At 70.7% G+C, this 26,850-nt stretch carries 23 protein-coding genes and 1 tRNA gene; 14 read left to right on the forward strand and 10 right to left on the reverse strand.

Annotation, left to right across the window (positions count from 1 at the left end):
- The 6 genes from BN12_RS05535 to BN12_RS05560 all read left to right on the forward strand — a co-directional run.
- A partial coding sequence (locus BN12_RS05535) for a lanthionine synthetase LanC family protein (protein ID WP_200901155.1) occupies window positions 1-568 on the forward strand: 568 nt, incomplete at its 5' end.
- 8 nt (window positions 569-576) lie between these two features.
- The gene (locus tag BN12_RS05540) at window positions 577-2,712 is read left to right on the forward strand and encodes an NHLP family bacteriocin export ABC transporter peptidase/permease/ATPase subunit (protein ID WP_157635369.1); all 2,136 of its coding nucleotides are present in this window, start codon (window positions 577-579) and stop codon (window positions 2,710-2,712) included.
- Window positions 2,709-5,615: an ATP-binding cassette domain-containing protein gene (locus BN12_RS05545; protein ID WP_048550756.1), complete on the forward strand. Its 2,907-nt coding sequence runs from the start codon at window positions 2,709-2,711 to the stop codon at window positions 5,613-5,615. The genes BN12_RS05540 and BN12_RS05545 overlap by 4 nt, the downstream gene beginning before the upstream one ends.
- The gene (locus tag BN12_RS05550) at window positions 5,612-6,445 is read left to right on the forward strand and encodes an HlyD family efflux transporter periplasmic adaptor subunit (RefSeq protein ID WP_048550758.1); all 834 of its coding nucleotides are present in this window, start codon (window positions 5,612-5,614) and stop codon (window positions 6,443-6,445) included. Before BN12_RS05545 ends, BN12_RS05550 begins: the two co-directional genes overlap by 4 nt.
- Window positions 6,446-6,538: 93 nt before the next feature.
- Window positions 6,539-6,889: a YciI family protein gene (locus BN12_RS05555; protein WP_048550760.1), complete on the forward strand. Its 351-nt coding sequence runs from the start codon at window positions 6,539-6,541 to the stop codon at window positions 6,887-6,889.
- Window positions 6,890-6,893: 4 nt separating this feature from the next.
- Window positions 6,894-8,147, forward strand: coding sequence for an RNA polymerase sigma factor (locus BN12_RS05560; RefSeq protein WP_048550762.1), 1,254 nt, complete (start codon window positions 6,894-6,896; stop codon window positions 8,145-8,147).
- A 48-nt stretch (window positions 8,148-8,195) separates the two neighbouring features.
- Here the strand turns inward: BN12_RS05560 and BN12_RS05565 are convergent, their stop codons facing one another.
- From BN12_RS05565 to BN12_RS05585, 5 genes are read right to left on the reverse strand one after another with little or no spacing between them, the layout of a single operon-like run.
- Window positions 8,196-9,374 carry an O-succinylhomoserine sulfhydrylase gene (locus BN12_RS05565; protein ID WP_048556036.1) on the reverse strand — a complete coding sequence of 393 codons (1,179 nt, stop codon included), beginning with the start codon at window positions 9,372-9,374 and terminating at the stop codon, window positions 8,196-8,198.
- Between the two features lie 21 nt (window positions 9,375-9,395).
- Window positions 9,396-9,824, reverse strand: coding sequence for a rhodanese-like domain-containing protein (locus BN12_RS05570; protein WP_048556037.1), 429 nt, complete (start codon window positions 9,822-9,824; stop codon window positions 9,396-9,398).
- 50 nt (window positions 9,825-9,874) lie between these two features.
- Window positions 9,875-11,005: a histidine phosphatase family protein gene (locus tag BN12_RS05575; protein WP_048550764.1), complete on the reverse strand. Its 1,131-nt coding sequence runs from the start codon at window positions 11,003-11,005 to the stop codon at window positions 9,875-9,877.
- The gene (locus BN12_RS05580) at window positions 11,002-11,739 is read right to left on the reverse strand and encodes a zinc ribbon domain-containing protein (protein WP_048550765.1); all 738 of its coding nucleotides are present in this window, start codon (window positions 11,737-11,739) and stop codon (window positions 11,002-11,004) included. Before BN12_RS05580 ends, BN12_RS05575 begins: the two co-directional genes overlap by 4 nt.
- On the reverse strand, window positions 11,736-12,593 hold the full coding sequence (locus BN12_RS05585) for a Nif3-like dinuclear metal center hexameric protein (RefSeq protein ID WP_048550766.1): 858 nt from the start codon (window positions 12,591-12,593) through the stop codon (window positions 11,736-11,738). The genes BN12_RS05580 and BN12_RS05585 overlap by 4 nt, the downstream gene beginning before the upstream one ends.
- A gap of 138 nt (window positions 12,594-12,731) precedes the next feature.
- Between BN12_RS05585 and BN12_RS05590 the strand changes: the two genes are divergently transcribed.
- The 3 genes from BN12_RS05590 to BN12_RS05600 all read left to right on the forward strand — a co-directional run bounded on the left by BN12_RS05590 (window position 12,732) and on the right by BN12_RS05600 (window position 14,893).
- A complete protein-coding gene (locus BN12_RS05590; protein WP_048550768.1) occupies window positions 12,732-13,526 on the forward strand; it encodes a maleylpyruvate isomerase family mycothiol-dependent enzyme in 795 nt (264 codons plus the stop codon).
- Window positions 13,527-13,597: 71 nt separating this feature from the next.
- Complete coding sequence (locus tag BN12_RS05595; protein ID WP_200901157.1) at window positions 13,598-14,074, forward strand: MarR family winged helix-turn-helix transcriptional regulator; 477 nt, start codon at window positions 13,598-13,600, stop codon at window positions 14,072-14,074.
- A 189-nt stretch (window positions 14,075-14,263) separates the two neighbouring features.
- Window positions 14,264-14,893, forward strand: a complete 630-nt coding sequence (locus tag BN12_RS05600) for an FABP family protein (RefSeq protein WP_048550771.1) — start codon at window positions 14,264-14,266, stop codon at window positions 14,891-14,893.
- A gap of 302 nt (window positions 14,894-15,195) precedes the next feature.
- Here the strand turns inward: BN12_RS05600 and BN12_RS05605 are convergent, their stop codons facing one another.
- On the reverse strand, window positions 15,196-16,188 hold the full coding sequence (locus BN12_RS05605) for a hypothetical protein (protein ID WP_048550772.1): 993 nt from the start codon (window positions 16,186-16,188) through the stop codon (window positions 15,196-15,198).
- On the opposite strand from BN12_RS05605, the gene BN12_RS05610 reads away from it, so the two are divergent.
- From BN12_RS05610 to BN12_RS05620, 3 genes are read left to right on the forward strand one after another with little or no spacing between them, the layout of a single operon-like run.
- Window positions 16,177-17,115: a tyrosine-type recombinase/integrase gene (locus tag BN12_RS05610; RefSeq protein WP_083454444.1), complete on the forward strand. Its 939-nt coding sequence runs from the start codon at window positions 16,177-16,179 to the stop codon at window positions 17,113-17,115. The genes BN12_RS05605 and BN12_RS05610 overlap by 12 nt on opposite strands.
- 17 nt (window positions 17,116-17,132) lie before the next feature.
- Window positions 17,133-18,044 carry a tyrosine-type recombinase/integrase gene (locus tag BN12_RS05615; protein WP_162233049.1) on the forward strand — a complete coding sequence of 304 codons (912 nt, stop codon included), beginning with the start codon at window positions 17,133-17,135 and terminating at the stop codon, window positions 18,042-18,044.
- Window positions 18,037-19,029 (forward strand): tyrosine-type recombinase/integrase, encoded by a 993-nt coding sequence (locus BN12_RS05620; RefSeq protein WP_048550778.1) that lies wholly within the window; start codon window positions 18,037-18,039, stop codon window positions 19,027-19,029. The genes BN12_RS05615 and BN12_RS05620 overlap by 8 nt, the downstream gene beginning before the upstream one ends.
- A 667-nt stretch (window positions 19,030-19,696) precedes the next feature.
- Here BN12_RS05620 and BN12_RS05625 read toward each other — a convergent pair.
- Window positions 19,697-20,638 carry a serine hydrolase domain-containing protein gene (locus tag BN12_RS05625; RefSeq protein WP_048550779.1) on the reverse strand — a complete coding sequence of 314 codons (942 nt, stop codon included), beginning with the start codon at window positions 20,636-20,638 and terminating at the stop codon, window positions 19,697-19,699.
- 82 nt (window positions 20,639-20,720) lie between these two features.
- A complete protein-coding gene (locus BN12_RS23685; RefSeq protein WP_235432537.1) occupies window positions 20,721-21,638 on the reverse strand; it encodes a recombinase family protein in 918 nt (305 codons plus the stop codon).
- 294 nt (window positions 21,639-21,932) lie between these two features.
- On the opposite strand from BN12_RS23685, the gene BN12_RS05630 reads away from it, so the two are divergent.
- Together BN12_RS05630 and BN12_RS23690 are read left to right on the forward strand one after the other, a co-directional pair.
- The gene (locus BN12_RS05630) at window positions 21,933-22,826 is read left to right on the forward strand and encodes a helix-turn-helix transcriptional regulator (protein ID WP_407667780.1); all 894 of its coding nucleotides are present in this window, start codon (window positions 21,933-21,935) and stop codon (window positions 22,824-22,826) included.
- Window positions 22,827-22,995: 169 nt separating this feature from the next.
- Window positions 22,996-24,696, forward strand: a complete 1,701-nt coding sequence (locus BN12_RS23690; RefSeq protein ID WP_083454940.1) for a recombinase family protein — start codon at window positions 22,996-22,998, stop codon at window positions 24,694-24,696.
- On the opposite strand, the gene BN12_RS05640 is transcribed toward BN12_RS23690, so the two are convergent.
- Together BN12_RS05640 and BN12_RS05645 are read right to left on the reverse strand one after the other, a co-directional pair.
- Window positions 24,656-24,728: transfer RNA gene (locus BN12_RS05640), tRNA-Val, on the reverse strand. The two genes, BN12_RS23690 and BN12_RS05640, sit on opposite strands and share 41 nt — an antisense overlap.
- A 79-nt stretch (window positions 24,729-24,807) precedes the next feature.
- The coding region (locus BN12_RS05645; RefSeq protein ID WP_157635675.1) for an ABC transporter ATP-binding protein at window positions 24,808-26,850 on the reverse strand (2,043 nt) is incomplete at its 5' end.

Raw genomic sequence — 26,850 nt, forward strand, 5'->3', positions numbered from 1 at the left:
GGCGGGCGCCGGACTGGCCCTCGCCCGGTTGGCCGGAAGCGCCGGGCAGGCACGGTTCGCGGAGGCTGCGGTGGCTGCTGCCCGCTTCGTGGGCGCGCACTACTCCCCGGAGGACGGCACGTGGCCCGACCTGCGGCCCACGGTCGAGGACCGCTTCGTCGGCTCGGGCTGGTGCTACGGCGCCACGGGCATCGGGATGGCCCTGCTCGGCCAGCGCGACATCCTGCCCTCGGACACGTGGGAGCTCGACGTCCGCCGCGCGGTCGTCGCGAGCAGCGACCCGGACCCGGGGCGCCGCGACAGTCTGTGCTGCGGGTCGTTGGGACGGGCCGTGTTCCTGCTGGAGGCCGGGGACGCCCTCGGCGCGCCGGACGTGTCGATGGCGGGTCAACGGCTGCTCGCCGTTCTGGTCCGGCGAGCCGACCGCACCGACGGATACCGACTCGAGGACGGCGGGCCGCTCCGGTTCGAGGCTCCGGGCCTGTTCCGCGGAGCCGCCGGGGTCGGGACGGCGCTGTTGTCCCTGCACCACCGGGCCCTGCTTCCCTCCGTGCTGCGCTGGGGGTGATCGTGGTCATGGGCGTACGCGCGATCCGAACCGTTCTGCAGCTGGAGGCCACGGAGTGCGGTGCGGCCTGCCTGGCGATGGTGTTGGCCCACTATGGCCGCCACGTTCCGCTGGAGCGCATGCGTGAGGAATGCGGGGTGTCCCGTGACGGAGCACGGGCCTCGAACCTCGTCCGTGCCGCGCGCAGCTACGGCCTCGACGCCCGCGGATGGCGACTCGAGCCGCAGGATCTGTGGGCGCATCCCATGCCCGCGATCGTGCACTGGAACTTCGACCACTTCGTCGTGCTGGAAGGCCGCCGGCGGCACGGCGACATCCAGCTCAACGATCCGGCCCGCGGTCGCCGCAGGGTCAGCGAGGAGGAGTTCGACCGATCGTTCACGGGTGTGGCTCTCACCTTCACCCCGACGGCCGAGTTCGCCCGGGGCGGATCGCCCTACTCGGTCGTCGCGGCCCTGCGTCGACAGCTGGCACCGGCTCGGCTGGCCCTCCTGCAGGCGATGGCGGCCGGCGTGCTGCTGCTGGTGCCGGGTGTCGTGCTGGCGGTGCTCGCACAGACCCTCGTCGACACGGTCCTGGTCGCCGGCGATACCGCGGTCCTACCCGCCCTGGTGCTGGCAGCGGTGATCTGCGCGCTCGGGACCTGGCTGCTGTTGACGGTCCAGCGGCGCGCCTTGGTCCGGGCGCAGCTCAAGGTCGGAACCATCGCCGAGGCCCGGTTCGTCGCCCACCTGCTGCGGGTGCCGACCCGGTTCTTCAGCACCCGCCTACCGGGCGACCTGGCGAACCGGGTCCTCGGCAACCAGAAGCTGGCCGCTCTCGTGCTGGGACAGCTCGCCGCGGCCGCCATCAATGCGGTCACCGTGGTGATGTATGCGCTCCTGATGGCCTGGCACGACCTGCAGCTGACGGTCGTCGCGGTGATGGCCGTCAGTCTCAACCTGCTCGTCCTGGGGCGACTGAGCCGGCGCCGGGCGCCGGTCACCGACCAGGTGGCCCTCATCCAGGGCCAGGTCCGCGGCGAGCTGGTGGAGGGCCTGCAGAGCATCGAGACCCTCAAGGCGTCGGGTGGTGAGACGGATCTGTTCACCCGGTGGGCCGGGGGCGCCGCCCGGATGTCGGCTGGAACCGAGACCCTGGCGCGATCATCCGCGGCGATCCAGGTCCTCCCCGTCGTCTCCTCGGCCGTGGTCACGGCGCTGGTGCTGTGCCTGGGCGGGCTGGCCGTGGTGAGGGGCGACTTGTCCCTCGGCGAGCTGGTCGCCTTCCAGGTCCTGCTGGCTGCCTTCCTCGTGCCGATGCAGCAGCTGTCCCAGCTCTCTCGCGTCCTGCAACAGGCCGGAGCGCTCCTCCGGCGCATCGACGATGTCTTCGCCAACCCCGCCGACGCGCCGACCGCACCCGCTGCCGGGCGGTCGCTCCGCGGCCGCGTCGAGCTGCAGGACGTCGTGTTCGGATACAGCCCCCTCGACGAGCCGCTGCTGGCCGGGCTCACGCTCACCATCGAGCCGGGAACCCGCGTCGCGCTCGTCGGCGCCTCCGGCAGCGGGAAGTCGACGGTCGCGCGACTCGTCGCGGGACTGGAGCAGCCCTGGTCGGGGCACGTCGTCCTCGACGGGGAGCTCGCGCCGGCACAGGCGCCCTCGGGCAGCATCGGCTACGTCGACCAGGAGATCGTGCTCTTCGAGGGCACCGTCGCGGAGAACCTCACGCTGTGGGACTCCACCGTCCCGGAACCCGTCATGGTGCAGGCCGCTCGGGACGCCTGCGTGCACGACGAGATCGCGAGCCGGCCGGGCGCCTATGCCAGCCGGGTCTCGGACGCCGGACGCAACTTCAGCGGCGGACAGCGGCAGCGGCTCGAGATCGCCCGCGCCCTCGTGCCCGGGCCTGCGGTGCTGCTCCTCGACGAAGCGACGAGCGCCCTGGATCCGCTCGTCGAACACGAGATAGACGCCCATCTGCGCCGACGAGGGTGCACCTCCGTCATCGTGGCCCATCGCCTCAGCACCGTGCGTGACGCCGACGAGATCATCGTGCTCGAGCGGGGCCGGGTCGTGGAGCGGGGAACGCATGAGCAGCTGATGGCGGCCGGTGGCGCCTACCGCGAGCTGGTCGTCGGCGAGGAGGAGGTGGCCCTGTGACCGACCTCGACCTCGTGCCCGACGCGACCGCCCCGGATCTCCTCGTGCTGGACGGTCGGAGCCGGCTGCCGCTGCCGCCGGTGGGCTGCTACTGGCAGGTGCTGAGCGGGGCGGTCCACGTGCGTCTGCGCGACACCGGTGATCGCGCGACGGCGGCGCTGCTGACGGTCACCGCGGGGTCGGTCATGGGCGGCCAACAGGAGGGGTGTGCCCACCCGCTCGTCGCGTCCGGTCTGCCGGGAACCCGGCTCCTGCAGCTGGCCTGGGACGCGGAGCATCCGGAGTCGTCGGCAGCGGGCCCCGTCGAGGAGCACGCGTCGGTCGGGACGCTGGCTCCCCTCATCGACGAGTGGATCTCCGCCCTCAGTGGCCGGGTTCCCGGCGGTCCCGCGGAGACCGGGACGGCGGTCGTGACCTCGCGCCTGGATCCCGGCACCGACGTCGAGATGGCGGCCGGTGCGCGGCGCCGGCCCAGGTCCGATGGATGGGTGCTCCCGGATCGGGGCGAGATCCAGGTCGAGGACGGCCGCACCGCCGCCGCGGGCCGGCTGGTCGCGGTCGGCGCCGGCCAGGTGATCACGGCGCTGGCTCCGAGCCGAGTGCGCCACCTCACCTCGGCGGAGGCGCTCGCCGTCACCGACCGCACAGCCCTCGGCGAGGCGTTGTCGGTGCTGCTGGACACGGTCGCCGAGGCGGCCGGGCGCCACCTTGCGGCGGCTCGGCAGCCACCGGCCGTGGGCGACGGGGGCATGGGCCGGGCCGTGCATCGGATGGCCGAGCTCTTCGAGCGTCGCCCGGCGCCGGTACCGGCCCGCTTCGGCCTGATGGCGTGCCTCGACCGGATGGGCGTGTCGCTCACGCATCCCGAGCTCCTGGTCGCCCGCGACGAGGGGGATCCGCAGGCGACGCTGGGGGAGCTCGTCCGGGCCGGCGCACGCGCTCGCCTGGTCACCTTGGAGTCGGGTTGGCACCGCGGCGACGTCGACGGGCTGCTGTGCTGGTTGCGACCGGACGGCGCCGAGGCCGGGCCCATCACCCCGGTGGTCGTGACGCGCGGATGGCGCGGCTACCGCGTCGACAGCCCGGTCATGAACCGTGCCTGGCCGCTCCGGCGCGTCGCCGACCGGCTGCTGGAGACCGGCGTGCAGATCATGCCGACCCTCGACGACGACCGGACCCGTCTGCGCGATCTGCTGCGACACGGCGTCGGCCAGGGGGGTCGGGACCTGCTGACCCTCGCCGGGACCGCCGTCGTCGCGGGTCTGCTCGCCATGGGCACACCCTTGGTGACCGGAGTGGTGTTCGGTCGCATCCTGCCGAACAACGAGCGCGTGCTGTTGCTCCAGGCGACATCGGCGCTCGTCGTCGCCGCGATCGTGACCGGGGTGCTCACGAGGGTGCAGTCGCTGGCCGTGGAGCGTGTGGGTCAGCGTCTCGTGGACCGCTGCCAGTCCAGCCTGCTGGACCGGTTGCTGCGGCTGCCGGTGGACTTCTTCCGTGACCACACGCCCGGTGCGACAGCGACGCGTCTGCTGGACCTGCAGTCGGTGCGTGCCGCCGTGACCTCGGTCGTCACCGGCCCGGTTCTCGGGCTCGGCATCGCGGGGTTCGGGATCGGGCTGATGATCGCCGTCGCCCCCGAGCTCGCCCTGGCGGCCGCCCTGGTTCTGGGTCTGTCGGCCGTGGCCGGAGCCGTCTTCGCGGTCCGTCAGGCCCGGGCCGCGATGGCCGTTGCCAGGCTCGATCGACAGGAGACCGATCAGCTGGTGGGCGTGCTCACCGGTATGCCGAAGATCCGCGCGGCGGGGGCTCAGGACCGGGTGCTCGTCCGTCGTCTCGAGGCACAGACGCGCCGAGCGTCCGATCAGCTCGACGTCGAGGCGGCGACCACGGCGACCACGGTGGTGGCCGCGGTCGTGCCGGTGGTCCTCACCGCCATCGTCTGGTTCCTCATCGGCGTCACGGGGGCCGGGCAGCCCGGCAACTCGGTGAGTCCCGGTGTCTATCTCGGATTCGCAGCCGCCCTGGCGTCGGTCAGTGCCGTGGTGTTCGGCCTCGTGGGCAACGTGCGTTCCCTGGTGGAGGTGGCACCCGCCTTGGCCGCCCTCCGTCCGGTCCTGGCGGCGGCGACCGAGGACCGCCACCAGGGCGGGGATCCCGGTGTGCTGCAAGGCTCGATCGAGCTCAGCGGAGTGTCGTTCGCCTACCCCGGTGGGCCGCCGGTCCTGGAGGACGTCTCTCTGCGCGTCGAGCCCGGAGAGATGCTGGCCGTCGTCGGACCGTCCGGCTCGGGCAAGTCGACACTGCTGCGACTGCTGCTGGGGTTCGATGATCCCGACTCCGGCAAGGTGTTCTACGACGACCGCGACCTGAGCGGCCTCGACCTGCGCCGCGTCCGGCACCAGCTCGGAGTGGTGCTGCAGCAGGACCGCCTCTTCGGCGGCACGGTGGGTCGGTGCATCCTCGGGTCGTCGGCTCTGGGCATCGAGGACGCATGGCGCGCCGCCGAACAGGCAGGCGTGGCCGACGACATCGCCGCTCTCCCCATGGGCATGCACACGCTCGTGGACGCGCGCGGAAGCACCATCTCCGGAGGCCAGCGGCAGCGCCTGGTCATCGCCCGAGCGCTGGTCCGCACCCCACGCATCCTGCTGCTCGACGAGGCCACGAGCGCGCTGGACAACCCGACCCAGGCAGCGGTGACGGCCAGCCTGGAGGATCTGGCGATCACTCGGATCGTCATCGCGCACCGGCTCAGCACGATCCGGCGCGCCCATCGCATCGTCGTTCTCGACCGCGGCCGGGTGGCCGAGACCGGCAGCTTCGAGGACCTGCTGCGACGCGACGGTGTCTTCGCCCGGATCGCACGACGCCAGCTCAGCCAGGAGGGAGACGGTACATGAGCCAGATCTTTCGCGCTTCGGCCACCGAGCGCCTCGACGCACCGGAGCAGCTGGACCGGCTGCTCCGAACGACCAAACCCGGAGGCTGGGTGGCGATCGGCGCCGTGCTGGCTCTGGTGACGGCCCTGGCGTCGTGGTCGGTCATCGCCCGGATCCCGGACCAGATCACCGGCCGGGCGGCGGTCGTCGCCCCGGACAGCATCACCCCGCTGTATGCGACCCAGACCGGGTACGTGACCGAGATCGTGTCGGGCGCCGGACATGCGGTCGACACCGGTGACGCGGTCGTCGACGTGTCATCGGACGGACCGGCAGGTCACGTCACGTCATCGGTCACCGCCTTCGAGGCGGGGCAGGTCAGCGAGATCATGGTCCGACGCGGCGAGCGTGTCTCGGCCGGCCAACAGGTCGCCGTCCTGACCGACCTGGTCCGGGGGCAGGACCAGCGCGCCTACATGTTCGTCGGCCCGGACCAGGCGGCGCGGCTGCGGGTGGGCATGACGACGCAGGTGTCGATCGACGGGGCCGACCAGGAGGTGTACGGCACGGTGCCGGGACGGGTCGCCGCGATCAGCTCCCTGCCGCTCAACCCCCAAGCGGTGCAGGCCACCCTGCAGAGTGTCGTCCTCGCCTCGACGCTGCCCGCCGCGGCCGGCGGAACCCCCTATCTCGTGACGATCGAGCTGAGCCGTGCCGATACCCCCAGCGGACTGCGGTGGGCGCTCGGCTCCGGACCCGGCCGGCCCGTCCTCGACGGGTCGCTCGCCTCGGTCAGGGTGACGCTCGGGGACAAGGCGCCGATCGACTACCTCGTCCGCACCGACAGGTGAGCAGACGGTCGGGTGTCGCATCCGAGAGGCATCGTTCGTGGAGAGGGTGAGGACACGGCATACGGTCGGTCCTGACCCGCGAAGGAGATCCCGATGACCCAGTACCTGCTGTCCGTCTGGTCCTACGGCGACACGAAGCCCTATCCCACCGAGGAGGACGCCCAGGCCGCCTACGCCGCGACGGGCGTCTTCAACAACCAGCTCAAGGAGTCCGGGCACTGGGTGTTCGCCGGCGGGCTCCACGAGCCGAGCACCGCGACCGTCGTCGACGGCCGGGGCGGCGAGGTCGTGACGACCGACGGCCCGCTCAGCGAGGCCAAGGAGATGCTCGGCGGGTTCTGGATCATCGAGGCGCCCGACCTCGACGCCGCGATCGCCCTCGCCGCCGAGGGCTCGAAGGCCTGCCGCGGCAAGGTCGAGGTGCGTCCCTTCCAGTCCGCATAGGCGCATGGACACCGCAGCGGTCGAGCGCGTCTTCCGCGAGGAGTACGGCCGGGTCGTCGCGACGCTCATGCGACGGTTCGGCGACCTCGACCTCGCGGAGGAGATGGCCCAGGAGGCCTTCGTCGCCGCGCTCGACCGCTGGCCGCGCGACGGCCTGCCGCCCAACCCCGGCGGCTGGCTCACGACGACGGCCCGCAACCGCGCCCTGGACCGACTGCGCCGCGAGTCCACCCGCGAGGCCCGGCACCTGGAGGCCGCCATGCTCGCCGACGTGCCGGATCCCGGCTCCACCGTCAGCTCGGTCGTCGACGACCGGCTCCGGCTCTTCTTCACCTGCTGCCATCCCGCGCTGTCCACCGAGGCCCAGGTGGCGCTGACGCTCCGGCTCCTCGGCGGGCTCACCGTCGCCGAGGTGGCCGACGCCTTCCTCGTCGAGGAGCGCGCCATGGCGCAGCGGATCACCCGCGCCAAGCGCAAGATCAGGGCGGCGAACATACCCTTCCGCGTGCCTCCCGACGCCGAGCTGCCGGCCCGCCTCCGGGGCGTCCTCGCGACCGTCTACCTCGTCTTCAACGAGGGGTACCTCCCCTCCTCGGGTACCGAGCCGCTCCGGGAGGACCTGTGCGCCGAGGCGATCCGGCTCGGGCGAATCCTCCACGCGCTCATGCCGGACGAGCCGGAGGTGACCGGGCTGCTGGCGCTCATGCTGCTCACCGACGCCCGGCGTCCGGCACGGGTCGCGAGGGGTGTCCTCGTCCCCCTCGACCGGCAGGACCGCACCCTCTGGGACCGCGCGCTCGTCGACGAGGGACACGACCTCGTCCGGTGGTGCCTCCGGGTCGGCCGGCCCGGGCAGTACCAGCTCCTCGCCGCTGTCAACGCGGTCCACACGGACGCCGCGACCGCCGGGGACACCCAGTGGTGGCAGGTCGTCGCCCTCTACGACCAGCTGTATGCCGTCGCCCCCACTCCCGTCGTCGCCCTCAACCGGGCAGTCGCCGTCGCCGAGGTCGACGGCCCCGCCGCGGCGCTCGCCCTCGTCGACCCCCTCGCCGGCGCGCTCGAGCGCTACCACCCCTTCCACGCCACGCGGGCGGACCTCCTGCGCCGGCTGGAGCGCACGGAGGAGGCCGTCGCGGCATACGACCGCGCCCTGGAGCTCGCGACCAACCCGGCCGAGCGCGCCTACCTCACCGGGCAGCGCACCGAGCTCGTCGGGACCGCTGCGGGACCGACTGCCGAGCCGTCCGTGGGGTGACCGGCACGGCGACGGTCCGGTCGATGGTCTGGGGGACGCGGGCGGTCGCTACCCGAATGCCGCGGCGAGTGCGCGGTCGAGGTCCTCGAGGAGGTCGGCGGTGTCCTCCAGGCCCACGGAGATGCGGATCGTGCCGGGCGTGATGCCGACGGCGAGCCGGTCCTCCTCGGAGAGCCGCCGGTGGGTCGTCGTCGTCGGGTGGGTGACCATCGACTTGGCGTCGCCGAGGTTGTTGCTGATGTCGACCAGCTGCAGGGCGTTCATGACCCGGAAGGCCTCCTCGCGCCCCCCGTCGATGGCGAACGTCACGACCGTGCCACCGCCGAGCATCTGCCGCTTGGCGAGCAGGTGCTGCGGATGGGACTCGAGGAAGGGATAGATCACGCTCGTCACCCGGGGGTGTCGCGCGAGGTGCTCGGCGACGGTGAGGGCCGCTGCCGCCATCCGCTCCACCCGCAGGCTCATCGTCTCCAGGCCCTTGACGAGGACCCAGGCGTTGAACGGTGACAGACTCGGCCCCGTGTGCCGCATGAGGTTCTTCACCGGACCCTCGATGTAGTCCGCGGGGCCGAGGACCGCGCCGCCGAGGACCCGGCCCTGGCCGTCGATGTGCTTGGTCGCCGAGTAGACGACGATGTCCGCGCCGTGCTGGAGCGGCTTGGAGAAGACCGGCGTGCCGAACACGTTGTCGACGACGACCTGGGCGCCCGCCGCGTGGGCGAGATCGGACACCGCGCGGATGTCGACGAGCTCCTGCATCGGGTTCGACGGGGTCTCGAAGAAGACCGCCGCCGTCGGCACGGACAGCGCCGCACGCCACTGGTCGAGATCGGGGCCGTCGACGAAGACGGTCTCGACACCCCAGCGCGGCAGGATCTCGTCGAGGATGACGAAGCACGAGCCGAAGAGCGCCCGCGACGCGACGACCCGGTCCCCTTGGCCGAGGAGCGCGGCGAGCGAGACGAAGACCGCCGACATGCCCGACGACGTGGCGAAGCAGGCCTCGGCGCCCTCGATGAGCCGGAGCCGCTCCTCGAACATCGAGACCGTCGGGTTGCCGTACCGGCTGTAGATGAACTTGTCGACCTCGCCGGCGAAGGCGGCCTCGGCCTGCTCGGCGCTCGCGTAGACGAAGCCGCTCGTGAGGTACATCGCCTCGGCCGTCTCGTCGAACCCGCTGCGGGCCAGTCCTCCGCGGACGGCGAGGGTGTCGGGCCGCAGCTGCATCTCGTCGCTCACGTGACGCCCTCAGCCCTGCCGCCAGGGGAGCCCGGCGACCTTCCATCCGGCGACGGTGCGGTGGCCCTCGTCGTCATGCGGGCCCTCGAAGCCCTCGAGGATGTTGTATGCGGGTCCGAGGCCGGCGGCGGTCACCGCGGCGGCCGCCGCCTTCGACCGCACGCCCGACCGGCAGAGGAAGTAGAGCGGGGTGCCCTCGCCGACGTCGGCGGCCGACCGCAGGTCCTCGACGAAGCGTTCGTTGACCTCGCCGCTCGGGTAGCGCTGCCACTCGACGAGGACCGCCCTCTTGCCGGCGTCGGAGAGGTCGGGCGTCCCGACGTAGGACCATTCGGCGGCGGTCCGCACGTCGACGAGGAGGGCGTGCGGGTCGTCGCGGACGGCGGCATACGCGTCCTGCGGTGTGACGTCCCCGGCGTAGTCCTGCGGGCTCGGCATGCGGCCCACCCTAGCCACGCGGACCGGCCGGATCACCGGGCGTCTCATCCTCACGTGCGGTTGGTGAAGGCCACGGACAGCTCGCCCCAGGGCAGCACCTCGAGGGCGGTCAGCGAGCCGGGTGCCGCGGCGAGACGCCATGCGGAGACGTGGTCGAGTCCGAGGACGTGGGCGAGGACGACCATGATGACCTTGCGATGGCAGACGACGACGGTCGTGCCGCCGTCGGCGAGGACCCTCTCCCACGCGGGGACGACCCGCGCGACGAGCTCCTCGTGGGACTCGCCACCCGGTCGGGCATAGGCCGGATCGGCCCGCAGGGCACGGAACCCGGCGGGATCCTCGGTCCGCAGGTCGCCCATCAGGACGCCGTCCCAGTCGCCGAAGGACTGCTCGTCCCATGCGGGGTCGGCCTCCGCCGCGACGTCGAGGGCCGCGGCGACCACCGCCCCCGTCTCGACGGCCCGGGCGAGGGTCGAGGTGACGAGCCGGACGGGCGTGTCGCCGACGAGCTGCCGCACCGCGTCGGCCGCGGCCCGGGCCTGTCGGCGCCCCGTCTCGTTGAGGCTCGGGTCCGCGCCGCCGCGCCCGTCGAGGCGCCCCTCGTCGGTGAAGTCGGTGACCCCGTGCCGGACGAGGACGACCCTCGTCGGGTTCTCCGGGTCGTAGGCGAGGGCCTCGGCGACGAGGGTCGGCGCGCCGCCAGGGGGCGGCTCCTCGACGGCGGGCTCGCCTCCGAATGTCCGGTCGATCGTCTCGCCGTCCATCCCCTCGTTGGACAAGGCGTCCGCGGCCTTGTTCCGCTCGCGGGGCACCCACCGGAAGCGCACCGACCCTCCGGCCGCCTCGAACCTCCCGACGAGGTCGCGCGCCCGGAGCGCGAGACGCCGCATGTCCTCGTGCTTGATCTTCCACCGGCCCGACATCTGCTCGACGACGAGCTTGGAGTCCATCGCGACGTCGACGTCGGCGCCGGGCTCGATGGCATACGCCGCCTCGAGGCCCGCGATGAGGCCGGAGTACTCCGCGACGTTGTTCGACTGCTTGCCAAGGGGCGCGGCCCGCTCGGCGAGGAGGGCGCCGGTCTCCGCGTCGCGGACGAGCGCGCCATAGCCGGCGACCCCCGGGTTGCCCCGCGAGCCGCCGTCGGCCTCGACGACGAGCCGGCGTCGCGCCGTCACAGCCCCGACTCGGCCGTCCGGACGAGGATCCGGCGGCACTCCTCGCAGCGGATGACCTCGTCGTCCGGAGCGGCCCGGATCCGGTTGATCTCGACGGGGTTCAGCTCGAGCTGGCAGCCGCCGCACCGCTTCTGGCGCAGCGCCGCCGCGCCCGTGCCGCTCGCCTGGGCGATCTTGTCGTAGAGGGCCACGAGATCGGGCCCCACCTCGGCGACGACGGACTCGCGCGGCCCGCCGACCTCGGCGGCCTCGGTGTCGAGCCGGGCGAGCGCCTCGTCACGCTCGGCGGTGAGGGCCGCGAGCTGCTCCCCGAGCCGCTCCCGCCCCTCGGTGAGGTTGCGCAGGTCCGACTCGAGGTCCTCGGCCCGCTCCATGACCTCCAGCTCGAGGTCCTCCAGCTCGGCCTGCCGCCGGGCCAGCGACTCCAGCTCGTGCTGCACCGAGACGAGCTCCTTGCTCGTGCCCGTCCCCGCCTCGAGACGGGCCCGGTCGCGCGCGGCCCGGTCGCGGACGAGCTGGACGTCGGCCTCGGCCTTGGCGACCTCCCGCTGGACGTCCCCGACCGCCGTGCGGGCCCGCACGATCTGGTCGTCGATGAGCCCGGCCTTCGCCTCCAGGTCGGCGAGCCGGGCGAGCACCGGCAGGGTCGCCCGCGCATGGGCGAGCTGCGCCAGGCGGGTGTCGATCGCCTGGAGGTCGAGCAGCCGCAGCTGGCGCGACGATTCGGCTTTCACTGGGCTCCTTCGGACGAGGACGGCGTCGTCACGCCGACGACGAACGACCAGGGGTCGGTGCGGATGGGGCACACCCGGGCCTCCAACCTATCCGCCCCCGGGCGGCTCGTGGCCACGTCGTCGACAAGTCGCCGCCCGGCCGCCGCGAGCCACAGCGACTCGGTCGCCCAGTGGCCGGCATCGATGACGTACGGCGGTCCGCCACGGCTCGTCTCGCGGTCCTCGAGGACGGGATGGTGGCGCAGGTCCGCGGTCACGTAGACGTCCGCGCCGCCGGCGCGCGCGGCGTCGAAGAAGGTGTCCCCCGCTCCCCCGGCCACGGCGACGCGGCGGACCGTGGCGTCGGGGTCGCCGCTGACCCGTATGCCACCTGCTGCCTCCGGGAGGACGCCCGCCAGCCGCTCGGCGAAGGCGCGCAGGCGCACGGGCGCGGGGAGGTCCCCGACCCGGCCCATCGGCTGGCCCTCCTCCTCCAGGAGCGGACCGACGCCTCGCAGCTCGAGGGCCGCGGCCAGGGCGTCGTTGACCCCGCCGTCGGCGACGTCGGCGTTCGTGTGCGCGACGTAGAGGGCCACCCGGCCCTCGATGAGGGTCCGGATCGCCGTCCCCTTCGCCGTCGTCGCGGCCACCGTGTGCACGCCTCGCAGCAGGAGGGGATGGTGCGTGAGGAGGAGGTCGGCACCCTCACGGACGGCATACGAGATGACCTCTAGGGTGGGGTCGACGGCGAGGAGCACCCGGCGGACCTCCTGCTCGGGGTCGCCGGAGACGAGCCCGACCTGGTCCCAGGACTGGGCCGACGCGGGTGGGTACCGCAGCTCGAGGGCGTCGACGACAGCACGCAGGGCGACCACGCGGCCCAGTCTCGCATCCCCAGCGGGGCGCCTCGTGCGACGACGGCGCCGGCACCAGGAACGAATCCTACGGCCCGTCGCGTTGTCCCTCTCGGCCGTCGGCACTCGGGCCGGCACGAGGAGAGAGCGAGCAGGACGATGAGTGGTTCGGCGGACGTGGTCATCGACGCGCTGCATGCCGTGCACGACGAGCTGGCGCCGGTCGCCGGGTCGCTGACGAGCGCGCAGCTCACCGGGCCCTCGGCGGCCTCGGAGTGGACCATCGCCCAGGTCCTCAGCCATCTCGGCAGCGGGGCCGTCATCGCGAAGGCGACGCTCGACGCCGCGCTCGCGGGCGACCCGAACCCGGGCTTCGACGCCAACAGGGAGATCTGGGCGCGGTGGGACTCGATGACGCCGGAGGAGCAGCGCGCCGGCTTCCTCGAGGCGGACGACGCCCTCCTCGCGGCATACGACGCCCTCGACGACCGGACCCGGGCGACCCTTGCGATCGACGTCGGCTTCCTCCCGCAGCCCGTCGACGTCGCGACCGCGGGGCGGTTCCGGCTCAATGAGGCCGCCCTCCACTCGTGGGACGTCCGGGTCGCCCTCGACCCCTCTGCCGTCGTCCACCCCGACGCCGTCCGCCTCCTGCTCGACCAGCTGGCCGCGATGATCGGTTTCCTCGCCAAGCCCGCCGCTCTCGACGGCCGAGTGGTCGACGCGACGCTGCGCCTCAGCGCGCCGGACCGGTCCTTCGGACTCCATCTCGAGGAGGGCGGCTGCGCCCTCGGCGAGCCCGTCGCCGCGCCCGACGCCGAGCTCACGGCGTCCGCCGAGGCGTGGCTCCGGCTCGCGACGGGGCGTCTCGGCCGCGACCATACGCCTGAGGACGTCACCGTGTCGGGCGACATCTCGCTCGACACCCTTCGAGCGGTGTTCCCCGGCTTCTGACCCGCCGGCGGCACCCCTCCCCGCGGATGCGGACGGGTCTCGTGTCGCCTGTCGCGTGCCATACTCGCCGCGTGGCACGCGACGGGTCGGCCAGGACGTCGGCCGACGAGCTCGTGGCCTTCGAGGTCGCGACCCGAGACATCGTGGGGCTCGCGCTGCGGAGCGTGGAGAGCCTGGAGGTGTCCCTCCCCCAGTTCCGCCTGCTCCTCGTCCTCCACGAGCGGGGGCGCGCCAGCTCGACGGAGTGCGCCCAGGCCCTCGGGGTCGTGGGCTCCTCGGTGACCCGACTCGCGGATCGGCTGGACGCCTCCGGGCACCTCGTCCGCGGCAGGGACCCGCGCAACCGGAGCGTCGTCACGCTCGAGCTGACCGCCTCCGGGCGTCGAGTGGTCCGGAAGGTGACGGCCAGACGGCGCAGGGAGCTCGGCCGGATGCTGGACCGGCTCGACCCGCAGGAACGCGCCACCTGTGTGGGCGTGCTGGAGAAGCTGCACCACCTGCTCGGCGACGCCGGCGTGACCGACGGCCGGGATCTGCTCCCCCTCTGACGACATCGCCCGGCTCCGCACCTCTGCGACCGGTGTTGTTGTGTCTCCGATTGGTGTTGCATCAAGCAAGACTTGCGTTATGCAAGGCATATGCGAGAAGGTGGCCTGGACCTGACGAAGGGGCTCGGGGCACGGGGACGGTGGCCTCCCGCACCGCCGCCCCACGGAACCTCTCGACTGGAGGCACCCATGAGCGCACCCACGAGCAGCCCGACGGTCACCCGTGTCCGCGGCCCGCAGAAGCTCGGCCCGCTGACCCCGCTCGTCGGCGAGTGGGAGGGAGACGCCGGACTCGACCTCTCGTATCACAACCAGGACGACGAGACCAGCCACACCTCCTACTTCGAGAAGGCCGCCTTCACGCCGATCCCGATCCAGGAGAACGGCCAGCAGGTGCTCTGGGGACTGAGGTACAGCATGACGGCGTGGCGTCACGGCGAGGAGGCGATGGACCCCTTCCACGACGAGATCGGCTTCCTCCTCTGGGACAAGGTCCGCGGACAGGTCATCCGCAACGTCGTGTTCGGCCGAGGGATCGCGATCCTCGCAGGCAGCGGCGCCCGGCCGGAGGACCGGGTCCTCCACTTCGACGCCACACCCGGCGACCCCGCATACGGCATCCTGCAGAACCGCTACCTCCTGGAGCGCGCGGAGATCAGGGACTTCACGAGCACCTTCACCTTCCACGACGACGGCACCTTCGGCTACACCTCCGACCTGCTGCTCCGACTCGCCGCGACCGGGGTGGAGATGCACCACACCGACGAGAACACCTTGCACCGGGTCCGGCGCTACCACCCGAGCGCCGAGCTCGGCTGAGCACAGCCCTCCGACTGCGCGGTCAACGGGCTTGTCAGCCCCACGACGGGGCACCGACAATCGCTCGCCCACCATGGTCGAGCACCAGGTGGACCTCCGTCATCGGGCTCAGCGGCAATCCGGGGCATGCGGCCATCGCGGCAGGGACTCCCCGCGAAGGCGGCCGTAGGCCAGAGCCGCGAATCCGAACACCACGGCTCCGGCGGTGAACAGGAGGTCGGTGGTCACACCGGAGACCCAGATCGGCGGGCCAGCTCGTGGCCGATGACAAGGCGGGGATGCCGGTTCGGGTGATCGACCCGTCACCCGTGCTTCGTCGCGCAGGTTTCGAGGACGGCGGCTGCCGTGCCGGGGTCGTCGACGGCGATGACGATGGAGCGGCCGTCGTGGCGGAAGACTTCGAGGCCGGGCCCGCGGTGGGTGAGAACTCCCCATCGCCCCTTGTGCGTCGGGCCGATCACCCATCGGAAACCCCAACCGCCGAAGTCGGCCATCGGGTCGACGGTGATGACGCCGGCATTCGCGAGGTCGGTCGCGGGGATGCGGAGTCGTGGCCAGCCGATGGCCGATCGGACGACGAACCCATGTGGCCCTGCGGTGGCGACGAACTGCGCCGTGACGAGGAGGACGGCGAGGAGAAGTGTCGGCGCGAGGAGGACCGGCCAGAGCCGCGGACCGATGGCCAACAGCAGGGATACGCCGAGCACGATCAGCGCTCCGGCAGCGGTGGCGATGATCGTCATGAACCAGGCCGGGAGTTCCACCCTGCCGGTCCAGGCGGCGACCTCGCCGGTCCGGATCGGCAGGGCGTCGGCCGCTGGAACGGTCTCGTCGGCGGGAGTCTCATGCGGCAGGAACCGCCAGGTGAGCATCGCGGTCGCGACCGCGAGGAGGGCGCCGCCGGCGAGTGGGAGGGTGGGTGCGAGCGGTGAGGCGTTGAGCACCACCGAGCCCACGCCCATGCCGACCGCGTGGAAGACGGTGACTCCCATCGCGATGGCCGGCATCCAGGCGTTCGTCCCGGCCACCCGGGTCGCTCGTGCCATGAAGAACCCCATGATGGCGATGACGGGGAGCCCGATCACCGCGACGAGGATCGCGTAGGTCCACCACGGCCCGCTGCGATCGGGATCAGCGCCCCAGTTCGTGATGAGCCGCGGGCTGCCGGTGACGCCGACGCCGATGACGACGACCTCCGCGACGACGACGATCGCCAGCGGCACCCAGATCGTCGCGACGAGCGCGGCGCGCCGGGCGGTCCGGTGGGTCGAGGAGGACCAGAGATGGCGATTCATCGTGATCAGCGCCGTGTCGACGTGCGTGGCGTGCTGGACGAGTTCGAGAGGTGGCTGCTGCGGGAGCGGTCCGCGCAGGAACGCACCGCGGCGACGTATGCGGCTCGCGTGGCGGGGTTTGTGGAGTGGCTGCCCGCGCCGGTCGAGGAGTCGCTGCGGAAGCTGACCGCGGCGGCGGTGATCGAGTGGGTGAACCTGGAAGCGGCGCGCGGGCTGAAGGCCTCGACGCTGGGCAAGCAGCTGGTGATGCTGCGGTCGTTCCTGCAGTACTGCTACCGCTCCGGGCGGATGGGACAGGACTTGTCCGGGGTGGTGCCACACGCGGCGGCGTGGCGTCTCTCATCGATCCCGGACCCGGTACCGGCGGGTGCGATCGAGGCGTTGTTCGACACGCTCGATCTGCGTTCACCGAAAGGGCTGCGCGACCGGGCGATCCTGCTGCTGCTCACCGGGCTCGGGCTACGTGCATGTGAGATCGCAGACCTTCGGATCGATGACATCGGCTGGCGCACCGGAAACCTACGCATCCGCGGCAAGGGCGACCGTGTCGACGAGCTCCCGCTGCCTGACGAGGTCGGCCGCGCGTTGGAGGAGTACGTGCTCCACGGCCGCGGCGGCAGGGTCGCCGGCGATGAGGTGTTCTGGACCGTGATCGATCCGGTCCAGCCACTGAGCGCGAACGGGGTCTGCGGGACCGTTCGGCAGATCTGTCTCAAGGCTGGGGTGGAGAAGTTCGGTCCGCACCGGCTGCGGCACACGTTCGCGACCGGGATGCTCGCCACCGGGGCCACGTTGCAGGAGGTTCAGGGGCTGCTGCGCCACGCGCATCTTCGCACGACTGCGATCTACACCAAGGTCGACAAGAACCGGCTCACCCAGCTCGTCCCCGAATGGCCGACGGCGGCGTCGGGCAGGTGGACGCGATGAGCGGGTTACGTGACCTGATGGACGACTACCTGGCGACCCGGCGGGCGCTGGGGTTCAAGCTCGTCGCGCCGGGCAAGGCGCTGGATGCGTTCGTCGGCTGGATGGAAGAGGCCGGTGAGCCCACGATCCGCGGTGATTTGGCGACGGCTTGGGCATCGCAGTTCTCTCGCGGCACGGTGCTGGAGCGGTTGAACTATGTCCGCCAGTTCGCCGAGCACGTCGCGTGGTTCGACTCCGCGACCGAGGTTCCGGTCCTTGACGGGCGCCCCTACGGTGCTCATCGACCTCGGCCGCTGATCTTCACCAGCGCCCAGATCGACACGATGCTGGCCGCTGCCGGCAGGCTGACCCCGCAGGTTCGCGCCGCGTCCTGGCAGACGCTGCTTGGACTGCTGGCGGTGACGGGGATGCGGATCAGCGAGGCACGCAACCTCAACGACGACGACATCACCGTCGATGAGTCCGGGGATGGCAGCGGATGGGCACGGGTCACGGACACGAAGTTCGGCAAGTCCCGCCTCGTCCCGCTGCACAAGTCCACGATGGACGCGATCCGCCGATATCAACGGCAGCGCGATCGCGCGTTTCCGGTCCCGAAGACGACTGCGGTGTTCGTCGCCCGCCGAGGCACCCGGATCGCCCGTTCGACTGCGGGGAACACGTTCCGTGAGATACGAGAAACCGCCGGCCTGGCAGGAGGCCCGACCGAGCCAGCAGCTCGGTTGCACGACTTCCGACACTCGTTCGCGACCAGCACCCTGATCGGGCACATCCGCACCGGCGGTGACATCGACGCGATGATGCCGGTGCTCTCAGCGTTCCTCGGACATGTCGGCCCGGAAGCGACCTACTGGTATCTGTCGAACACACCCGAACTGGCAGCGGCCCTCGCCGAACGCATCCAAGCGAGCGGGGCCGGTGATGAGTGACCTCGCGCCGCTGCTGCAACGGTTCTTCACCGACAAGCTCGACCGGCACCTGAACGCCAGCCCGCACACGAAAGCGGCCTACGCCGACACGTTCCGGCTCCTGCTGACCTACGCACAGCAGGCCACCGGGATCGCCCCATCGGCGTTGACGCTGGCCGATCTGGACGCTGACCTGATCGGCGGGTTCCTCCAGCACTTGGAAACCGATCGCGGGAACTCCGCCGCGACCCGCAACGCCCGCCGGGCCGCGCTGCGGTCGTTCTTCGGCTACGCCAGCTACCGGGCGCCCGACGCGATCGCGACGATCAGCCAGGTCCTCGCGATCCCCGCCAAACGCACCAAGACCACGCTCGTGTCGTTCCTCACCGCTGCCGAGGCCGAGGCACTCATCGCCGCCCCGGACACCCGGACCTGGCTCGGCCGCCGTGACCGGCTCCTGCTGCACCTGGGCGTCCAGACCGGGCTGCGGGTCAGCGAGCTTGTCAGCCTGCGCGTCGGTGATCTTCAGATCGGCCCGCACAGCCAGCTCGAATGTGTCGGCAAGGGCCGCAAGCAACGCGTGATCCCGCTGCAGAAGAACGCCGTCCAACTGGTCACGGCCTGGCTCAGCGAGCTTCCGTCCGCCCCGGACGGCTCGCTGTTCCCGACCAGCACAGGGTCGCCGCTGACCAGGGCCGCCGTCGGCAAGCTCGTCGCCCGGCACGTCCACGCTGCAGCCGAACAGTGTCCCTCGCTGGCCGGGAAGAACATCACCCCGCACACGCTGCGGCACACCTGCGCGATGAGTCTGTTGCACGCCGGCATCGACACCGCGAGCATCGCGCTCTGGCTCGGGCACGCGAACATCCAGACCACGCAGATCTACCTCCACGCCGACCTCGAACTCAAACGCCGGACCCTGGAGCGCGTTGCCGCCGTCGATGAGCGGCCACCGGCTCGCTACCAAGCCTCCGACGCTCTCATCGCGTTCCTCAAGAACCGCTGAGACCCACACGGTTATGTTGACCAGCTCAGCCGCCCATCCCCGCCCGGCCGCGGCCCGCGCGAGCAGGTCAACATAACCCCGAGGTCGACATACCATCGCTTATGCGGAAGTCCGCATAAGCGATGTACTCGGAGACCTGGCCGATCTCCGGCACGACGCACGATGGATCGGCCTACCCGCTTCCCATGTCGGCGCACCACATCCCCGGTCCGCGTCTTCATCCTCGCGCGACGCACTACTCCGAACCCCGCTGGCGTCCGACTCCGCGAGAGGCGGGGAGACGCTGGCTCAGGTCAAGGCGCGCCGAGGGACGATAGCGCTCAGTCATCAGGTGATCGACCTCGTGAGCCGGCACCATCGACCTTCGCCGGAGGTGGCGTTCGCGCTGATCGAGCAGTTCTTCGTCGCTGGGGACGCTACGTCGCAGCCATCGCCCGATGGGAACGCATCACCGGACGATCTGCCCCAGCTCCCACCATCCTGAACGAAGACACAGGACCGAGACCGGCGCCAGCCTTCGTGGAATGGCTGATGGGCCTACCGCCGCGGTGGGTCACGGACTCTGTGCTGGGTCTGACGAATGCACAACAGCTCACTGCGCTCGGCAACGGCGTCGTTCCGAGCCAGGCGGCACACGCTCTCAGGTCCTTGGTTGACGGTCGGGAGGTCACTCCGCGTCTAGCGCGTACCGGATTGCGCGCATCAGTCCGTGGGCCGATTTGTCGTTGACGACGATGGCAGCGGCGCGGCGGGTCGTGGTCTTGATGCCGAGGCCGCTGCGGAAGCCGGCGGTGCCGCCGTCGTGTCCGAGGTAGCCCGGAGGGCCTTGCGGCCAGCCAAGGCCGGCGGAGCGGAGCGGGTCGATCTGGAAGTCGGGTTGTTGGGCTTGGCGAATCGCCCAGCCTGCGGCAGAGTCGGGCGGGTTGAGGCAAGCGTTGAGGTATCGGGCTAGGTCGTCGCCACTGACCAGGACGCCGCCCGCGCCGTAGAGGTGACGGCTCCAGGGCGCGGTTGGTACACCGTTGATGTGACCAGCGATGGTGACAGGCTCGCCGTCTTTGGGCACACCGCTGCTGGTCATGCCAAGCGGATCGAACAGTCGTTGCTGCAATAGCTTCGGGAAGGATGTGCCGTCCGCGCGTTCAAGGACTAGCCCGAGCAACTGAAACCCGAAGTTGGAGTAGTCACTTTCGACGCCTCGGGGCCTGACCGGACACCTGCGCAGTTCCTCTTCGGCGACGTGCGGGGTGAGGAACAGGTATGGGTCAGTAGCGCCCAGTACGTGACTGGGCGATAGCCGGGGCAGACCCGCGGTGTGGGTGGCCAGTTGCCGCAGCGTGATGTCGGCATTGGGTCCGGCATCGAGCCAGCGGCCAATCTCGTCATCAAGAGCGACGATCCCGTCGTCCACCAGGGATGCCAGTACAGCTCCCGTCATGGTCTTGGTGATGGAGCCGATCTCGAAGCGACCCTCGGTGGGACCGTTCTTGCTGCGCAGTACCTTCGGCCCGTCTTCGTCCGCTGTGGCGACAGCAATGACCGCAGTCTGCGGTAGGCCACCCAAGAGACTATCGAGCAGGCGATCGGCAGCGTCGACTTTCCAGGTCACTGTCGATGGCTCCTTGCTCGTGTCCTGGTGGTTTCGTCAGGCCCTAGCGGCCCTGCTGTTCTCGTACGCCTGGCACGTTCGGTCATGTCCGACCTCTGCTGGTGCTGTGCTCGGAGGTGAGCGAGTCTGGTTCCGCTGACGCTGGTGGCTCTGCATCGAGTCGCGTTGCGGGACCTGTGGCAAGTGCGCGGTAGACCGAGGCCAGGGACGGGTGCCGACCGGCGTTCTTGCCCGTGGCGATCACCAACTGAGTGGCGATTTCTGGCACGGGAACGCCTTGTTCATAGAGTCGGCGTGCCTCGGAGAGCATCGCGTCATCGAACACGGACGGACGCCCACCACGGTTGCCGCGATTCGAGGCTGCCTGCTGCCCAGCACGAATCCGTTGGCGGTGGTGGGCGCGATCCAAGTCCCCTGCGGCCGTTAGCACCGCAAAAAGCAGAGAGCCCGTTTCGCGTGGATGGTAGACGCCGGCGAGTGTGCCGCGGCGTATGTCGAGTGAAACGTCAGCCGCCCGAAGCGCGGCGGCCGTCTCGATGAACTCTGCGCCGGTCCGGGCTAGCTGCGCCAGTTCCAGAACGGTGAACACCACCGGCTGGTCTTCGGCGCAGCGGCGCTGGTCAGCACTCAAGCGCAACGCTCGGGCCAGTTCTGGCCGCATTCTCACGGCAGGTCCGACCGTGTCTAGGAATATTGCCGCGCACTCGGCCGCCACCAGCTCGGACACCCAATCTTCCGTTTTGCCGCCGACGGCGGACGTACAGCAATAGCCCACGCGTACCGCCACGGGCTCGCGCGGCACCCATCTAGCGAGCGGATGGCGGTCCGGTGGCACCGGCACTGCGTCGGCCTGGCCTAGCTCTGGTACCAGTACGAACCGCGGTGTGTGGTAGCCGATCGCGACTGTGCCGCTACGGGTTCGACACACCGACCCGGCCGGCGACCCGCAGACCGAGCATGCGAACTGCTCCACCGCCTGCGCGGCCTGTCGAGCATCCATCTTCACCGTTACACTCTCTCATAACTATCTCGCACAACATACCTCGCCAGCCGGCCAGCACCTATTTAGACCGGAGCAGGACGACCAGGAGCACCGGAATCACGCGTCATGGACATGGCTCGGCAGGGTTCTCGCCGCCCGGCGAGGACGACAGGTTCATGGGCGAGTCGCGGGGAGTCGCGCCGTTCGAACCGCTGCTTGCGCGAACACAGACAGTTCATCAGCCGGTGGGTCCTGTTGCGTACAACTGTGTGAAGGTCATCGTGATCCGCGACGGCTCCGCGATCCTGTTCAGTGAGTTTCGGCCAGGCACCGGTCACAGTTGGCGATGTCGTGACGCTCGGCGCCAACACGCTGTGTGGGAGTGAACCGGAAGGGCATATCACCGTCACCACCGTCTATCTCGACACCGATTATGTAGTCGATCAGGTGTTCTGGCAGCACGTCGGGCTGGTGCGGGATCGTCTGGACGCGCAGGACTTCGCGGAGGCGCTCTACGTCGAGCCCGCGCAGATACTTCGCGTTGGCGAGGACCGCGCCGGAATGCTCATGCCCTGGTTGGACGAGCTGGTCGCACTGAGCATCGACGGCGGCTTCACAGAGCACTTCTATCGAATGCAGGCGCTGTGGTTCTCGGTTGCGACGGTGATCGTTCCGTACATCGCGACCTCGCCAGTACGGATGTCGCCGACACAGCGCGCGACGACCTGGCCAGCATCTCCGCGGCTCCGGCGATTTGCGCCGCTGCGCGAGGAGGCGCGCACAATCGCTGGCCTCTTGCGCGACGAACCCGGCCGCCGTTGGACGGTGAACGGACTTGCGGAGGCGGTGCATCTGTCACCGTCCCAGGTCGGTCGCGTGTTCGTGGACGCCTACGGGAAGTCCCCAATCGCCTACCTAACGATGCTGCGCGCCGAGCAGATGGCACGCCTTCTGCGCACCACCGACACGCCGATCGCGGTGATAGCTCGCCGGATGGGCTGGGGTGATCCGGACTTCGCTGCGCGGCGCGGCCACGAACGTCGCTTTCGCGTCGAAGCGGTGCCTCGACAGTCTCCCGATCTGCACAAGCTCGCTCAGGTCTTCCTCGGCATGGCGGTCGCGCGCGCCCAGGCCGGCGACGCTCCCACGAGGGCGAACGAAGGTTGCGCTGTGCCCGAGCCCGACGAGAGGCCCGAGGTAGAGTAGAAGCAACGCCACAGTCCGCGCCTGCGGGCTGGGTGCGCGGTCCTGTTGCCCTCGTGGCTTACCTGCGGCTCTCATAGGTCGCTCGTCGTGTTTCCCGATTACGAGTCGCACCGTGCGACGGCTCTGCCGTCGTGCTGGCTCCGACCATCGGTTAGAGGAAACGCGACTCATGACACTGGCACCCCCGGCACAGACCGGCACGCTGGACCAGCTCGGAGAGACGACCACGCTCGCCGTCTCCTATCTGCGGGTCTCCACCAAGGAACAAGCTAAACGCGGAGGCCGCAACGAAGGCTTCTCGATTCCGGCCCAGCGCGACGCGAATCTGCGCAAGGCCCGCGATCTGAACGCCATCGTGATCGAGGAGTTCGTGGACGCGGGCGAGTCCGCACGCAAGGCCGACCGGCCCGAGCTGATGCGGATGATCGAGTACGTCAAGACCCATCCGGTCGCGTACTGCATCGTCCACAAGGTCGACCGGCTCGCTCGCAACCGCGCCGATGACGTGGCGATCCACCTCGCGCTCAAAGAGGCCGGCGTCGTCCTCGTCTCCGCGACCGAGAACATTGACGAGACGCCCTCGGGGATGCTCCTGTACGGCATCATGTCCACGATCGCGGAGTTCTACTCCCGCAACCTCGCCAACGAGGTCACCAAGGGCATGACGCAGAAGGCGGCCACGGGCGGCACCGTTGGCCGGGCGCCGCTTGGCTATCTCAACGTCCACAAGCGCGACGAGCTCGGCCGCGACGTTCCTACGGTCGAACCTGACCCTGACCGCGCCGCGCTGGTGCGGTGGGCGTTCGAGGCGTATGCGACCGGGAACTACTCGACAACGGCGTTGCGTGAGGAGCTGATCGACCGCGGCCTGACGACGGTGCCGACGCCGAAGCGCCCGGCCAAGGCTCCCGGTCTGTCCACGATCCAGGCCATGCTGTCGAGCCCGTACTACAAGGGCGACGTGATCTTCCGTGGCGCCCGCTACGAGGGACTGCACGAGCCGTTGGTCAGTGCCGAAGTCTGGTACCGGGTGCAGAACGTCCTGACGGCGCACCAGGTCTCCGGGGAGAAGACGCAAGTCCACGAGCACTATCTGAAAGGCACGCTCTACTGCGGCGACTGCGGCTCGCGCTTCATGGTCACCCACGCCAAGAACCGGACCGGGGTCATCTATCCGTACTTCATCTGTGCGGGTCGGCACTCCAAGCGGACGAGCTGCACCCGGCAGGCGATGGGCGTGGCCGACATCGAGCAGAAGGTCGAGGACTACTACCGGCAAGTGCAGATACCCGAGCACATCGTTACCGCGCTCCGGCACATGCTCACCCGCCAGTTCGATGACCTCCACGCAGCAGCCAAGAAGGAGCGAGGCACCCTCGCCGCCGAGCGCGACAAGCTCCGCGACGAACGACGGAACCTCCTGCACGCCCACCACGCGGGGGCCGTGCCGCTCGACCTGCTCAAAGAGGAACAGGACCGCATCTCGCGGCGCCTCACCTTCCTCGACTCCCGCATCGACGCCTCGCAGATCGAGTACGACCAGGCGAAGGCTCACTTGGAGGACTGCCTGGCCCTGGCCGGCAACGCCCACGCGATCTACATGAGCCTGGACGACTCGCTGCGCCGCATCTGCAATCAGGCGTTCTTCGACCGCATCAACATCTACGAGGTCGAGGACACCGACATCGTGGACGCCCAGCACGGCGAGCCCTTCGACGCACTGTTCGATCCCGCGCTCCAAGCCGAAGCACTGGCCTACGACCAGCGGCTACAAGCGGGGTTGGATGCTCAAACCGGGCATGTCGCCGGTTTGAGCATCCAACATTGGGTGGGCCCGGCCGGCCTCGAACCGACGACACCCGCGGTGTAAACGCGGTGCTCTACCACCTGAGCTACAGGCCCCGGACGTGGGCGGCTCCCGCCGGATCCTCGTCGTCCGCGGGCCCATTGTGCCAGCCGATCGACCCTGGCCGAGTCCCGCTCACCGCGACCGGAGCGCACCCGGCGGCCCGGAGGAGCCGAGCGTCTCGAAGGAGCGCCACATCGCGGCATACCGGCCGTCGGCAGCGATGAGCTCCTCGTGCGTGCCGCTCTCGACGATCTGCCCTTGGTCGAGGACGACGATGCGGTCGGCGCCGCGGGCCGTCTGCAGCCGGTGGGCGATGAGGACCGTCGTGCGGTGCTGCGTGAGGTGGTGCATCGCGACGGTGACCCGAGCCTCCGTCACGAGGTCGAGGTTGGAGGTCGCCTCGTCGAGCAGGAGGATGACGGGATCGACGAGCTCGGCCCGGGCCAGCGCCAGCAGCTGTCGCTGACCCCCGGACAGCGAGCGCCCCCGCTCGGCGACGAGGTGGAGGTAGCCGCCCGGCAGCCCGGCGATGAACTCGTGGGCCCCGACGGCGCGCGCCGCGGCCTCGACCTGCGCGTCGGTCGCCTCCGGGCGGCCGTAGGCGATGTTGTCGCGCACCGTGCCGGTGAAGAGGAACGCGTCCTGCGGGACGTAGCCCAGCTGGGCCCGGTATCCCCGCAGCCGGAGGGAGCGGAGGTCCCGCCCGTCCGCCCGAACCGCCCCGGTGTCGGGGTCGTAGAAGCGCGCGAGGAGCTTCATGACCGTGGACTTCCCCGCCCCCGTCTCGCCGACGAGTGCCACGGTCCGACCCGGTCCGACCCGCAGGTCGACGCCCCGCAGCGCCTCGGGCGGTGCCGTCGCCTCGACGGCCCTCGGCAGGTGGGCGTCGGCCGGTCCTCGTCGCTCCCGGCCGGGCCGGTCGACGGCGACGGGATAGCTGAACCGCACGCTGTCGAGGAGCAGCTCACCCTGCAGCCGGCCGGGGTCGACCGGCCGCGGCGCCTCGGGCGTCAGCGTGCGCAGTCGCATGAGCTCGTCGATGCGGTGGACCGAGATGAGCGTCTGCTGCCAGGAGTCGAAGACCTGCGAGAGCTGCTGGACCGGGGAGAAGAAGAGGTCGATGTAGAGGAGGAACGCGATGAGCGCGCCGGCCGTCAGGTCGCCCCGTCCGATGAGGACGGCACCGACGCCGAGGACGATGGCGTCCGCGATGGCGGACAGGAACTGGACGAACGGGAAGTACGTCGCGACGAGCCGCTGCGCGGACACCCTCGTGCGCAGGTAGGCCCGCCCGAGCGCGTGGAAGTGGGCCTCGGTGCGCTCCTCGTGGACGAAGGCCTGTGCCTCGCGCACCCCGGACAGGCTCTCCTGGAAGTCGGCGTTGACGACCGCGATGCGCTCGCGGGCCTCGTCGTAGAGGCGGGCCGCGCGGCGCCGGAACCACACGGTCGCCACCGCGAGCGGGACGACGACGGTCAGCGTGCACAGGCCGAGCGGGGGGTCGATGACCACGAGGGCGACACCGACGCCGGCGAAGGTCACGAAGGACACGAGCGCCGCGAGCAGCCCATTCTCGACGAGCGACTCGAACTGGTCCACGTCGGTCGTCATCCGGGTCATGATGCGCCCGGCCATCTCGCGCTCGTAGTAGTCCATCGACAGGCGCTGGAGCTGCGCCCAGATCCGGACTCGCAGCGACAGCATGATCTGCTCCGCCGCCCGCCCCATGACGAAGGTCTGGAGGATCTGGTCGACGAGGTCGGCGAGCGTCACGACGAGGAAGGCGCCCGAGGCGAGCATGAGCATGCCGACGGAGGCTCCGCTCACGCCGTGGTCGACGCCGTCCCGGACGAGGACGGGCCCGAGCAGCCCGGCGACGGCGTCGAGGACGACGAGGACCATGCCGATGGCGAGCGGCCGACGGAAGTCGCGGACTAGCCGTCGCATCGAGAAGCCGTCCTGCTCCGCCGTCTCCCTCGCGAGGTCGAGCCGCGGGGTGTCGCGGACCGCCGGCAGCGCTGCGACCTTCGCGAGGAGCTCGGGGGTCGGCGCGAGGTTCATCCGCCAGGCACCCCCACCGCCAGCGCTGCCGCCGAGGCCCGGGCCGAGGCTGGGCGCCCCGGGCGTGAGGTGCTGACGACCACCTGCGGCGGCCGACTCGTCGGCACGCCACGC

The sequence above is a fragment of the Nostocoides japonicum T1-X7 genome, assembly GCF_001046855.1.
Classification (GTDB): domain Bacteria; phylum Actinomycetota; class Actinomycetes; order Actinomycetales; family Dermatophilaceae; genus Nostocoides; species Nostocoides japonicum.

Coding starts and splice junctions, on each gene's coding strand:
- BN12_RS05540 (WP_157635369.1), top strand. CDS start 577: ATGGGCGTACGCGCGATCCGAACCGTTCTGCAGCTGGAGGCCACGGAG.
- BN12_RS05550 (WP_048550758.1), top strand. CDS start 5,612: ATGAGCCAGATCTTTCGCGCTTCGGCCACCGAGCGCCTCGACGCACCG.
- BN12_RS05555 (WP_048550760.1), top strand. CDS start 6,539: ATGACCCAGTACCTGCTGTCCGTCTGGTCCTACGGCGACACGAAGCCC.
- BN12_RS05560 (WP_048550762.1), top strand. CDS start 6,894: ATGGACACCGCAGCGGTCGAGCGCGTCTTCCGCGAGGAGTACGGCCGG.
- BN12_RS05565 (WP_048556036.1), bottom strand. CDS start 9,374: ATGCAGCTGCGGCCCGACACCCTCGCCGTCCGCGGAGGACTGGCCCGC.
- BN12_RS05570 (WP_048556037.1), bottom strand. CDS start 9,824: ATGCCGAGCCCGCAGGACTACGCCGGGGACGTCACACCGCAGGACGCG.
- BN12_RS05590 (WP_048550768.1), top strand. CDS start 12,732: ATGAGTGGTTCGGCGGACGTGGTCATCGACGCGCTGCATGCCGTGCAC.
- BN12_RS05600 (WP_048550771.1), top strand. CDS start 14,264: ATGAGCGCACCCACGAGCAGCCCGACGGTCACCCGTGTCCGCGGCCCG.
- BN12_RS05610 (WP_083454444.1), top strand. CDS start 16,177: ATGGCGATTCATCGTGATCAGCGCCGTGTCGACGTGCGTGGCGTGCTG.
- BN12_RS05605 (WP_048550772.1), bottom strand. CDS start 16,188: ATGAATCGCCATCTCTGGTCCTCCTCGACCCACCGGACCGCCCGGCGC.
- BN12_RS05615 (WP_162233049.1), top strand. CDS start 17,133: ATGGACGACTACCTGGCGACCCGGCGGGCGCTGGGGTTCAAGCTCGTC.
- BN12_RS05620 (WP_048550778.1), top strand. CDS start 18,037: ATGAGTGACCTCGCGCCGCTGCTGCAACGGTTCTTCACCGACAAGCTC.
- BN12_RS23685 (WP_235432537.1), bottom strand. CDS start 21,638: ATGGATGCTCGACAGGCCGCGCAGGCGGTGGAGCAGTTCGCATGCTCG.
- BN12_RS23690 (WP_083454940.1), top strand. CDS start 22,996: ATGACACTGGCACCCCCGGCACAGACCGGCACGCTGGACCAGCTCGGA.